This is a genomic window from Acidovorax sp. KPB24-07 (assembly GCF_057543315.1).
This window is the reverse complement of record NZ_BAAJYS010000111.1, coordinates 1-11,695: the sequence shown is the minus strand read 5'-3', so window position 1 is coordinate 11,695 and position 11,695 is coordinate 1. Positions and strand designations below refer to the sequence as shown.

General features: G+C 65.1%; 12 protein-coding genes. 6 read left to right on the top strand and 6 right to left on the bottom strand.

From position 1 onward, the window contains the following. Both AC27IQ_RS13130 and AC27IQ_RS13125 read left to right on the top strand, forming a co-directional pair. Positions 1-1,129: efflux transporter outer membrane subunit (locus AC27IQ_RS13130; RefSeq protein ID WP_487089726.1), on the top strand; the 1,129-nt coding region annotated here is incomplete at its 5' end. A gap of 202 nt (positions 1,130-1,331) precedes the next feature. Next, positions 1,332-2,333, top strand: a complete 1,002-nt coding sequence (locus AC27IQ_RS13125) for a hydrogen peroxide-inducible genes activator (protein WP_317351982.1) — start codon at positions 1,332-1,334, stop codon at positions 2,331-2,333. Between the two features lie 19 nt (positions 2,334-2,352). On the opposite strand, the gene map is transcribed toward AC27IQ_RS13125, so the two are convergent. Together map and AC27IQ_RS13115 are read right to left on the bottom strand one after the other, a co-directional pair. Next, positions 2,353-3,165, bottom strand: a complete 813-nt coding sequence (gene map / locus AC27IQ_RS13120; RefSeq protein WP_487089725.1) for a type I methionyl aminopeptidase — start codon at positions 3,163-3,165, stop codon at positions 2,353-2,355. After that, complete coding sequence (locus AC27IQ_RS13115) at positions 3,165-3,419, bottom strand: ParD-like family protein (protein WP_272564350.1); 255 nt, start codon at positions 3,417-3,419, stop codon at positions 3,165-3,167. The genes map and AC27IQ_RS13115 overlap by 1 nt, the downstream gene beginning before the upstream one ends. 452 nt (positions 3,420-3,871) lie before the next feature. On the opposite strand from AC27IQ_RS13115, the gene AC27IQ_RS13110 reads away from it, so the two are divergent. Next, the gene (locus AC27IQ_RS13110) at positions 3,872-5,134 is read left to right on the top strand and encodes a GGDEF domain-containing protein (RefSeq protein ID WP_284428937.1); all 1,263 of its coding nucleotides are present in this window, start codon (positions 3,872-3,874) and stop codon (positions 5,132-5,134) included. Positions 5,135-5,220: 86 nt separating this feature from the next. Next, a complete protein-coding gene (locus AC27IQ_RS13105) occupies positions 5,221-6,159 on the top strand; it encodes a LysR family transcriptional regulator (RefSeq protein WP_284428936.1) in 939 nt (312 codons plus the stop codon). 209 nt (positions 6,160-6,368) lie between these two features. On the opposite strand, the gene AC27IQ_RS13100 is transcribed toward AC27IQ_RS13105, so the two are convergent. Further along, positions 6,369-6,527, bottom strand: coding sequence for a hypothetical protein (locus AC27IQ_RS13100; RefSeq protein ID WP_317351995.1), 159 nt, complete (start codon positions 6,525-6,527; stop codon positions 6,369-6,371). A 38-nt stretch (positions 6,528-6,565) separates the two neighbouring features. Next, positions 6,566-6,997, bottom strand: a complete 432-nt coding sequence (locus AC27IQ_RS13095) for a VOC family protein (RefSeq protein WP_487089724.1) — start codon at positions 6,995-6,997, stop codon at positions 6,566-6,568. A 204-nt stretch (positions 6,998-7,201) separates the two neighbouring features. Between AC27IQ_RS13095 and AC27IQ_RS13090 the strand changes: the two genes are divergently transcribed. Beyond that, positions 7,202-8,026 (top strand): undecaprenyl-diphosphate phosphatase, encoded by an 825-nt coding sequence (locus AC27IQ_RS13090; protein WP_272564344.1) that lies wholly within the window; start codon positions 7,202-7,204, stop codon positions 8,024-8,026. Positions 8,027-8,212: 186 nt separating this feature from the next. Beyond that, positions 8,213-9,553, top strand: a complete 1,341-nt coding sequence (locus AC27IQ_RS13085) for a diguanylate cyclase domain-containing protein (RefSeq protein WP_487089723.1) — start codon at positions 8,213-8,215, stop codon at positions 9,551-9,553. Positions 9,554-9,625: 72 nt separating this feature from the next. Here AC27IQ_RS13085 and AC27IQ_RS13080 read toward each other — a convergent pair whose 3' ends face one another. Beyond that, positions 9,626-11,110, bottom strand: a complete 1,485-nt coding sequence (locus AC27IQ_RS13080) for an FAD-binding oxidoreductase (RefSeq protein ID WP_487089722.1) — start codon at positions 11,108-11,110, stop codon at positions 9,626-9,628. Between the two features lie 85 nt (positions 11,111-11,195). After that, positions 11,196-11,695: diguanylate cyclase domain-containing protein (locus AC27IQ_RS13075; protein WP_487089721.1), on the bottom strand; the 500-nt coding region annotated here is incomplete at its 5' end.

Genomic DNA, 11,695 nt, shown 5'->3' with positions numbered 1-11,695 from the left:
CGAGCAGCGCGCCGGCCTGTTGCCCTCGGTCAGCCTGTCGGGCAGCGGCTCGCGCGCGGGCGGCGAGGGCTCCACCCGCCGCGGTACCACCACCCAGGCGGCACTGGGTGCGGACTGGGCACCCGATCTGTGGGGGCGCCTGGGCGGTGCAGTGGACAACGCCAGCGCCAATGCCCAGGCCAGCGAAGCCGATCTGGCTTCTGCCCGGCTGTCTGCCGTGGGCTCGCTGGTGTCGGCCTATTTCCAGCTGCGCGAAGCCGATGCCGAAATCAATCTGCTGCAGGCCACCGTGCAGGGCTACGAGCGCAGCCTGCAGATCGCCCAGAACCGCTACGCCGCTGGCGTGGTGGCCAACTCCGACGTGCTGCAGGCCCGCACCCAGCTGGCCAACGCGCGCGCGGATCTCGCCACCATGCAGCAAAACCGCGCCCGCTACGAACACGCCATCGCCGTGCTGACGGGGGTGGCACCGGCCTCGTTCACGCTGCCACCCGCGCCCTGGAACATGCGGGCCCCCGAGGTGCCCGCAGGCATTCCGTCGACCCTGCTGCAGCGCCGTCCCGACATTGCCGCGGCCGAACGTGCGGTGGCCGCGGCCAATGCGCAGATCGGCGTGCAGCGCTCGGCCTATTACCCCAGCCTGAGCCTCACGGCCTCGCTGGGCCGCAGCGGCACCAGCGTGGGCGATCTGTTCAGCGCCTCCGGCGCGCTGTGGTCGCTGGGGCTGTCGGTGGCGCAGACGGTGTTCGACGGCGGCGCCATCGCCGCCCGGGTGGAAGGGGCCGAGGCCGCCCGCGACGCCCGCGCGGCCACCTACCGCCAGACGGTGCTGACCGCCTTCCAGGCCGTGGAGGACCAGCTCACCGTGCTGCGCACGCTGCAGGCGCAGGAGCCTTTGCGCCAGGAAGCCGTGTCGGCCGCCAACCTCACCGAGCAGCAACTGCTGAACCGCTACCGCGAGGGCCAGGTGAGCTACACCGAGGTGGTGACGGCCCAGGTCACCGCGCTGTCGGCACGGCGCGCGCTGCTGCAGCTGCAGGTGAACCGGCAGCTGGCGGCCGCCACGCTGGTGCAGGCGCTGGGTGGGGGATGGCAGGCGCGGTGGGAAGGCGGGGCAGGGGCGCAGTGAGCGTCTGGTGAAGCGGTTGGAAACCAGCGGTGGCCAGGAGGGTGCTACCGTGCCCCCGGTGCACCCCCGGTCCTGGCGCAGGCAATGACGCGATGCCCGCATCGGCGTATTCAGTCGGCGCAATGAAATCAGCGTAATACTTGCTTCATGGATTGGTGTTAAACCGAGTCACCCCAGCTGCCGTCCCTTTTCGCCCCAGACAATGACGCTCACCGAACTCAAGTACATCGTCGCCCTTGCGCAGGAAAAGCGTTTCAGCCGCGCAGCCCACCTTTGCAATGTCTCCCAGCCCTCGCTGTCGATGGCCATCAAGAAGCTGGAAGAGGAACTGGAACTCAAGCTGTTCGAGCGCACGGCGGGACAGGTGTCGGTCACGCCGGTGGGTGAGGAGATCGTCTACGAGGCCCGGCGGATCCTCGAGCATGCGGCCGCCATCCAGAAAATCGCCCAGCGCGGCAAGGACCCGCTGGCCGGCACGGTCAAGATCGGCGTGTCCTATACCGTCGGTCCGTATCTGCTGCCCGAGCTGGTGCACCACTCCAAGGCCCGCACGCCGCAGATGGAGCTCATTCTCAAGGGCAGCTTCACGGAGCGGCTGATCGAAATGCTGGGCACCGGGGAGATCGATTGCGCCATCATGGCCGAGCCCTTTCGCTCCACCGGGCTGGCCAAGGCGGCCCTGTACGATGAACCCCTGATCGCGGCGGTGCCTGCCTCGCACATCCTGGCGCGGCGTGAAAGCGTCTCCACGACCGAACTGCAGGGCGAGACGCTGCTGCTGCTGGAGGCGGACGAGAGTTTGCGGGAACACCTGGAAGCACTGAGCCCGGAGGCAGCGCCGGCCCTGGGCGATGCGGAAGGGGTGAGCCACACCTTCGAAGGCTACTCGCTGGAAACCATCAAGCACATGGTCTCGCGCGGCATGGGCATTACCCTCGTGCCGCGCCTGTCGGTGCCGCAGGACCAGATGCACTCGGGCTACAAGCGGCGCAAGGACGATGAGCATCCCGCCGAAAAGCGCCGCCGCAACGACGACAACCAGATCCGCTACCTGCCCATCCAGCAGGAATCCGGCCAGCCGCCACCCGTGCGTCGGATCGTGCTGGCCTGGCGCAGGAGCTTTCCCCGCTACGAGGTCATTGCCGCCCTGCGCAATGCGATCTATGCGTGCGAGCTTCCCGGCGTCACGCCCATTCTGAGGTAGAGGGGCCGCTGGGCTGGGATCAGGGACTTGGCTTGCCGGCGGTCAGGGGCGGGTAGGTGCCCGTCCCTTCGGGCCAAGCGGTGAGCACCTCGTACCCCTCGGGCGTGACCGCCACCATGTGTTCCCACTGGGCGGAGAGGGATCGGTCCTTCGTCACCACGGTCCACCCATCGGACAGTTGCCGGGTCTCGCGTCTGCCCGCGTTGAGCATCGGCTCGATGGTGAAAACCATGCCCGGTTCCAGCCGCAGCCCCTCTCCGCGGCGGCCGTAGTGCAGCACTTGCATATCTTCGTGATAGACCTGACCGATGCCGTGTCCGCAGTACTCCCGCACCACGCTGAAGTGCTCCCGGTGAGCCACGGACTGGATGGCATGGCCAATGTCGCCCAGCGTCCCTCCGGGTCGGACCTGCTGGATGCCCGCCCGCAGGGCTTCATAGGTCGTCTCCACCAGGCGCCGGGCCAAGGTACTGGGGGCGCCGACGAAGTACATGCGGCTGGTGTCGCCGAACCATCCATCCTTGATGACGGCGACATCGATGTTGACGATGTCGCCCTGCTTCAGGATCTTGTCGGGCGAAGGGATGCCATGGCAAACCACCTGGTTGACGGAGGTCAGGATGGTCTTGGGGTACCCCTGGTAGCCCACGTTGGCTGGAATGGCGCCCTGGACATTCACGATGTGGTCATGGCAGATGCGGTCGAGCGCCTCGGTGCTCACGCCGGGCACGACGTGGGGTGCCACCATGCTGAGGACCTCCGCGGCCAGTTGCCCCGCCTGCCGTGCCATCGCGATCTGCTCGGCCGACTTGATGCGAATGTCGCTGGCCATCAGTGTTGCCCGGGCGAGGAGGGGGCGGGCTTGCCCGAGGAGGCCGTTGCAGCCACCGAGATGTCCAGTCCCCCGGCGAGCTCGGCGCGGATCAGCAGTTGGCAGATTTCCCGGTGGTTCAACTCCGGATACAGCTCGGTGAGCATGCCGACGCGCATCCAGTGCTCGGCCTGCGCATTGATCGATCGGCTGAGTGCGTTGCCTGCCACGCGCAGGTTTTCGTGCATCAGATCCGAAATTTTGACGATTCCCATCAGTCACCTCTATACGAAACGTATGTGAAGTATATGTGTTTCATATGGTTTTTGACAGCTTCTCAAGGGTTGGATCCGTGACTGGGAAACCAGGCAACCTCCTTTGACCTTTAAGCTGCCGCTCTTTCCAATCGCCAACGGGTGTTTACCGCGCAACTCGGTTCGCATTCGTTGAAACGAGAGCGCGCGACCCGGTTACGCTCGGAGCCCGCGCCGGGGCGCGCGTTGCCGTGCAACGGGCTGCTGTCTTACTGCCTTATTGAATAAAGGCTTGTAGGCAAGGTCCGCTTAAACCGCCCACTGTCTCGATTTCCTGAATGGGATGTCGAGAAAGCCTATTTATTGCGCTTCGACTATTGTCCTAAATGAACCAATATGTAATATTGGCAATGAAATTTTGCTTATCACTGGTCAAGGCGCGAGCATCGGTTCGATCGTAAGGAAACACTTCCATGGGTTTTAGGGATTTATGGGACACGTTACGTGCCCGCCGGCGCATGCGCTTTGAAAATACGGATGCGTTTCCAATGAGCGAAGAGTTGCACGAACTCGAGCCCTCCACGCATTCACCCCAATCGGAGTTGGGGGTGGCCTTGATGCTGCGGCGGCGCATGGACCGCCCCCGCACGCGGATGGTGCCGGTCCTGCTGTGCTTGCTGTATCTGGCTTGCGTGCTGGTTTACTTTGCCTTGGGCGTGGTGGGGCTTTCCACGGTGCTGGTGGTCGCGGCCCTCATCGCATTGCTGGTGGTCGCTTTCATGGGCCTTTTCTATTTGGGTGTCCACGAGCATTTCGCCGACCGCCAAATGCGGTTGCCCATCGTGATCGGCTCGGCGGGCGCATTGCTTCTGGTTTTTTATCTGGAGCCCGTCACGCAGATCGCTCTGGCGCCGTTTTTGTTCGTGGTCATGGCCTATGGCCTGTTCACCCTGTCGCGCAACATGGCACTGGCGGTGTGCGTCGGTATCCTTGCGGTCTACGGAGCTATCAGCGGTTTGCACTATGCCCAGGACGAGAATGCCGCATTGCTGCGCTTGGAAGTACTGCACATCGTGTCGCTGGCACTGGCATTACCCGCCTATGTGCTGTTGATGGGGCGTGTGCGCATGTTGCACCGGTTGCTGCAAAAGAAAAGCAGCGAAGTGCGCTCCATTACCGAAAGCGCGCGCCGTGATGCCCTGGCGGGATGCCTGAATCGGCGGTCCGTCCTGGCCGCCCTCGAAGAGCAAAAGCAGTTGGCGGACGAAAGCGGCATTCCGCTTTGCCTGGCCGTGGTGGATCTGGATCACTTCAAGCGGATCAACGACGAAATGGGCCACCTGGAGGGGGACGAAGTGCTTCGCACCTTTGCCAAGCTGGGGCAGGGCGCTGTGCGGGCTGACGATTTCTTCGGTCGATACGGCGGCGAAGAATTCCTGGTGATCTTTCCCGCGACGCCCTTGCTGCCTGCGCTGAACACCTGCGAGCGCATCCGCGTGCAGGTGGAGTCGCACGCTTGGGAAAACCCCCGCCTGCGGGGCCGGGTGACGGTGTCGATCGGTGTCACCCAATACGTGCTGGGCGAAACCGCCCTCGAGTTCTTCGCCCGTGCCGATGCCGCGATGTACATGGCCAAGCAAGGCGGGCGAAACCAGGTCGTGGTGCAGGAGCCCGTGGGGGCCGGCAGTGCTGCCAATGATGAAGAGGTGCAGGTGCCGTCGCACGGCTACTTCTAGGCGGGCTCTCTTGCGGCCCTCTGACTGAGCCACCAGAAAATCAGCGGTTTTTTGGGTTTTCCATCGATTTCTGGGATGCTTCGGAGATGATCCCCGAGCTCAAGACCCTCATCGCGGTTTGCAGATACGGAACCTTCGCGTCAGCGGGGGAGCAGATCGGACTGACCCAGTCGGCCGTCAGCAGCCAGATCAAGCGCCTGGAGGACGCGTTGGGATTTCCCTTGTTCGACAGGACCGGCCGCTCTGCAACGCTGAATGCGGCCGGACAGACGACTGTCGAGCGTGCGGAGGTCATCTGCGCGCTCTTTTCAAGGCTCGGTGATCCCCCCGATGAAAGCGCCACGCAAGGTGTTCTGCGCATCGGCTCCATTGCCTCGGCGCAGCCGACGCTTGTGGCCCGTGCGCTGGAGGGACTGAGGCGCCTGTTTCCGCAGGTCCGCGTGCATGTATCTCCCGGTGTCTCCATGCGGTTGATGGACGATCTCGACGCGGGAAAAATCGATGCCGCGGTGATGATCCGCCCTCCTTTCGGCATGCCCTCCGACCTGGCGTGGCAATCGCTCGTCCACGAGCCCTTCGTGCTGATCGTTCCCAAGGAGGAGACGGCGCGCAAGGATTGGCGTACCTTGATCCAGGCTCGGCCATTTCTTCGCTACGACCGGGTCTCGTTCGGTGGCCGAATGGTCGAAGGTTTCCTGCGGCGCCAGGGCCTGGCGGTCAATGAGGCCGTCGAACTGGATGAGATTCCCGGACTCATTCATCTCGCATCGAAAGGGGTGGGCGTTGCATTGGTTCCGCTGGTGGAAGCCCACCTGCCGTTGCCCGATGGCGTGCGTGTGATCTCGCTGCAGGAACACACCTTCCATCGTGAAATCGGGTTGCTCCAGCGTCGGGCCCAGAGCCGTTCGCCGTTCGTCGCCCACTTCTCGCGCAGCCTGGCAGAGGCTTCGCAGATCGGCCGCGTGAAGGCTCCCGCCGGGGCCAAGGCGCAAATGCTGGCCTTCCGCCGTCCCAAAGCGCCATAGCAGGGATACCGCGGTGGCGTGGTCGGCTCCGATGGCAGCCTTTTCCCTGTCGACCCGGATCACGGCCGTGGCGGATGTGATGACCAGACCGTCCGTCCGGGCCGCGATCTCCGGGGCCTGCCCCTTCTTTTGCGCAAAGTCCGACAGGTTGGCCACCGTGCCGTTTCGAAAGAGCGCAATGCGGGTCCGTGGCGTCACCGGTCGCTATCTCACCTGAAGCCGGTCGGGTTGCACAGCCCCTTCGTGAACGGCATGGCGCCGGATACATCGCGAATGCCCACCGTGACCGTCGCCGACTCCCTGATCTTTTTCAAGGTATCGGTTTGTGCAGAGGCCGAAGCCGCAAGCGCCATGCGCACCGCGGTCACGCCAGCGCGGGTGGTGAGGGAAGGTGCATCGCGCGTTCTCACTTGGCGAAGAGCGAACCCAGGTCTGCGAAAGCCTTCATCTCGATGGCATTGCCCGAGGGGTCCAGGAAGAACATGGTTGCCTGCTCGCCAGGTTCGCCTTTGAACCGGATGTACGGTTCGATGACGAATTTCGTATGCACCGCAGCCAGCTTGTCTGCCAGCGCCTGCCATGTGTCCATGGGCAGGATGGCGCCGAAATGCCGAACGGGGACGTCGTGCCCGTCGACGGCACTGCTCGCCCTGTGGCCGCATTCCTCGGGTGCCAGGTGGGCGACGATCTGATGGCCGTAGAAATCGAAATCGACCCACTCCGGAGCGCTTCGCCCTTCAGGACAGCCCAGCAGCTGCCCGTAGAAAGCGCGGGCTTCCGCGATGTCGCGGACGGGAAAAGCAAGATGGAAAGGAATGCGTGCAGGGATGTCTGTCATGGCGTCGCCGTGGTGTGGAAGTTCGACATGACCCAGACTTTAGAAAACAAAAGGCATAACCGAAAACGATATATCTTCTTGCTGAGCACCAATGGAATTGATGCTTGAGCCGAGGCGAGAAGGCCGCCGTGCCATGGCGCTCCGGAATCTTCCGCCGCTCTTGCCGCGCGCCGATAATCCCGCCTGTCATTTCAAGGAGCGCCAGTGGATGTCGTATTGTTGGTCAAGGCCGCCATCATGGGGGTGGTCGAGGGCCTGACCGAGTTTCTTCCCATCTCTTCCACCGGGCATCTGATCCTGGCGGGTTCATTGCTCGGGTTCGACGATGCCAAGGCCAAGGTCTTCGATATCGCCATCCAGACCGGGGCGATCTTCGCGGTGATTCTGGTCTACTGGCAGAAGATCCGGGCCACCGTGGTGGCGCTGCCCACGCAGCGGCAGGCGCGGCGCTTCGCACTCAACGTGATCATCGGATTCCTGCCCGCCGTGGTGCTGGCGCTGATCTTTGGCAAGCTCATCAAGGAGCACCTGTTCACGCCCGTGGTGGTGGCCAGTACGTTCATCCTGGGCGGCTTCGTCATCCTGTGGGCCGAGCGCCGTTCGCCCCGCGCGGTGCGCGTGCACGAGGTGGACGACATGACGCCGCTCGATGCGCTCAAGGTGGGGCTGGCGCAGTGCCTGGCCATGGTGCCTGGCACGAGCCGCAGCGGCGCCACGATCATCGGCGGCATGCTGCTGGGGCTGTCTCGCAAGGCGGCCACCGACTTCTCGTTCTTCCTGGCCATCCCGACGCTGATCGGTGCCGGGGTCTACAGCCTGTACAAGGAGCGGCACCTGCTGACGGTGGGCGACGTGCCATTGTTCGCGGTCGGGCTGGTGTTCTCGTTCATCAGCGCCTGGCTCTGCGTGCGCTGGCTGCTGCGCTACATCAGCACGCACAGCTTCGTGCCGTTCGCGTACTACCGCATCGGCTTCGGCATCGTGGTGCTGGTGACCGCCTGGACCGGGTGGGTGACCTGGGCGGATTGACGGGCGCCGGCCACTCGCGCCAGCGGCGGCCCGCCAGCCCATCCGCTGAGGCATTGGTAACAGAAAGTGATAAGCTGCCCCGCGCAAGCCGGAATGCCGGGGAATGGCAGCGGCAGGCTGCCGCAGCGCCCCTTTTAGCCCCGGTTGCCCACGCCGCCAACGACAACAGTCAAAGGTTCCCGCCGTATGACGCCAAACGAGCTGCCGGGATTTCGCACGCTGCCCGCGTCGAGGGCGGCTGCCGAGTTTTCAGCCGAAGAGATGCTGGGGCTGCTCACACGCAGCGTGGGCGCCACCGTGGCGGCGGTGAACCGGCAGCAGCGCGTGGTGTACGTGAACGACGAATACGCCCGCTGGTTCGGCGCGCCCGCCTCGGAGCTGGTGGGCAAGACGCTGCTGGAGCTGTACGGCGACTACAACCATTCGCGCTTCATGCCATTCGTGGAGCGGGTGTTGCGCGGCGAGCGCCTGAACTATCAGCGCCTGGTCCACAACCCCGAAGGCTTCGAGGAGTGGCGCACCATCTGCCTTGCGCCCTGGCGCAACGCCCAGGGCGAGATCGACGGCTTCGTCACCACGGCCCTGGATGTGCATGAGCTGCAGGTGACCATGAATGCCTTGCGCGCGGCCAACCAGCGGCTGTCTTCGCACATGGACAACAGCCCTCTGGCCGTGCTGGAGATGGACCACGAATTGCGGCTGCTGCACTGCTCGCGCCGTGCCATCCAGCTGATGGGCTGGGAAGACGTGGTGCAGATCGAGGCGCGGTCGCTGCTGGCGTTGCCGGGCACGGCGGCCATGGACGAGAACCTCACCCAGGCCCTGGCCAGCCTGCAATCGGGCCGCGAATCCCAGAACCGCGTGGAAACCTGCTTTCTGCGCGGCGACGGCACCGAGATGCACTGCGAGTGGTTCAACTCCGCGCTCACCGACGCCGAAGGGCGGGTGACCTCGATCATGTCGCTGGTGCAGGACGTTTCTTCCAAGATCGAGATTTCGCGCCAGCAGCAGTATCTGGCCAATCACGACTCGCTCACCGGCCTGTACAACCGCTCGGCTTTCCACCGCCGCTGCGAGCGGTCTCTGGAGGCCGCGCGCCACCAGGCCGGCACGGTGGCGCTGCTTTTCATCGACCTGGATGGCTTCAAGAAGATCAACGACGAGCAGGGCCACAAGGTGGGCGACGAGGTGCTGCGGCTCGTGGCCAAGCGCCTGGGCAACGTGGTGCGCGCGCAGGACACCGTGGCACGCCTCGGGGGCGACGAGTTCCTGGTGATGCTGGACACCGACGTGGACCATGGCGCCCCCAACAGCCTGGGCCACCGCATCATCGATGCCCTGGGTCAGCCGATGCGGGTGGAGGGGCGCGACGTGCGCGTGGGCGCCAGCATCGGTGTGGCGACGTATCCGCCCATCGAGGGCGATATCGAGGTGCTCATGGGCCGGGCGGACCAGGCCATGTATGCCGCCAAGCGCGCGGGCTCGGGCTGCGTGCGCTACGCCGAGCCGCCTGCCGAGCGGCCTTGACCGAACGGGCGGCCTGGCCGGCATGCCGCCCGTCCTCGCGGCGAGTGGCACGTGCGGCTTGCACGCTCCGGATCACTCTTTCGGAGGCGGCGGCAGCGCGATGCTCTGCGCGTAGTGGAAGAAGTTCGTCGGGTCGTACTGCAGCTTGACCTGCTGCAGCTTGGCGTACGTGGGGGCATCCCAGTAGGCGTCGGCGAAGTTCTCCAGTGTGGCATCGGGGTAGTTCTGGTACACGGCACCGCACAGCCACGGCTTGACCAGCTCCATCAGGCCTGCCAGCCACAGCTCCATGTGGGCGCGCTCTTCTTCGTCGCGCCAGAACACGTCCACCACCAGGTCGCAGTCCATGTGTCGGTGGATGAAGGCGCTGTCGGCCGCGGGGTAACGGTTGATGGCGCCGCCATAGGGCTCCAGGTAGGCGAGCGACCAGGTGTTGGGCGAGGTGCTGAAGTAGTCCACCAGCTGCTGCCACTGGGCCTGGGTGACCGGCTGCGCGATGTACGCGCTGGCCTTGGATTCGCAGATGTGCGCGGGCAGGTTGTCGGGCAACTCGTAGGGCTCGTTCTCCAGGTAGCTGTTCATGTCCGGGTAGGTGCCCGTCTTGTCCACCAGCAGCTTTGCGCTCGGCACGGCCAGCAGGGAGGCGATGGCGTGCATGCCATCCTCGCGCGAACCGCAAAACATGCCCTGCACCATGTACACGGGCTTGCCGTTCAGGTAGCCCAGATTCATCATGTAGCCGAGCGTGTCGGGCGCGCCCACCTTCATGTAGCTGGTCTGGAAGAGTTCCAGCACCTGCGCGGCGTGCGCCGCATCCCAGCTGATGGACCATGCCCACACCTGGTCGAGCGGCACCATGCGGTAGGTCACCTGCAGCACCACGCCGAAGTTGCCCCCCGTGCCGCCGCGCAGCGCCCAAAAGAGGTCCGGGTTCTCCGTTTTGCTGGCCGTCACGGTGGTGCCGTCGGCCAGCATCACGCGCATCGAATCCACCAGGTCGCTCTGGATGCCGAAGGCGCGCGAGGTGTAGCCGTAGCCGCCCCCCTGCACGAAGCCCCCCACGCACACGTTGCCGCAGGCGCCGGTGGGAACGTGCCAGCCGGTGTGGTTCATCGCGGCATTGAACTGTTCGAACTGCGTGCCGGGCAGCACATGCACGAGCGCCTGGGCGCGATCCAGCACCACGCCGCTCAGCAGGCTGAGGTCGATCACCATGCCGCTGTTGACCGAATAGCCGGCAGTGCTGTGGCCGCCCGAGCGCACGGCCACCCAGGCGTTGAAGGTGCGGGCGTAGGCCAGGCACAGCGCCACATCGTTCTCGCAAGCGCAATACACGATGACCCACGGGTAGGACTGGAAGGCCGGGTTGGACTCCTGGCGGTCGTTTTCATATCTTGGGTCGCCGGGCACGATGATGCGCCCGAGCAGTCCGTCTTCCAGCGCGGCCAGCGCCTGCCAGGGGGTGGGATCGTCTGCGGGCTGGCTAGCGGCCAGTGCGTTCAGGTGGGCGACGCGGGCGTCCTTGGCAATGCGGGCGGGACTCTTGCGATGGGCCATGGGGTGAAGCTCCTTGGGTGGTTGGACGATGGACGGAAAAAGGGTGCTCGAGGTGGAGGGGCGGTGAGGGTCGGCCGGGGCGACACTAGGCGGACGACAGCGCCAGGTCCCCGGTGTTGCGCCGCACGCAGAACTTGCCGCTCTGCTTGCCGGTGTACATGGCGGCATCGGCCAGCTTGATCAGCAGGGCCGGCTCGGTGGAGTCCAGGGGCGCCAGGGCATACCCGATGGTCAGGCCCACGTACAGTTCGAGATCGCCCAGCACGATGGGGGTGCGAAATGCATCCAGCAACTGGTTGCCGAGCGCATGCGCCTGCTCGGGGCTGGCCAGGTCGTTGGCCATCACCACGAACTCGTCGCCGCCGATGCGGGCGACGGTGTCGGTGTGGCGCAGGTGTTCGTGCAGGCGCGCCGTCACCGCCACCAGCAGTTGGTCGCCCACGTCGTGTCCGTGGCTGTCGTTCACCGGCTTGAAGCCGTCCAGATCGAGCATGTACACGGCCGCCAGATGCTCGGGCGTGCAACGGGCCATGGCGGCCGCCAGCGCCAGGTCGAGCCCGCGCCGGTTCGCCAGGCCGGTGAGCG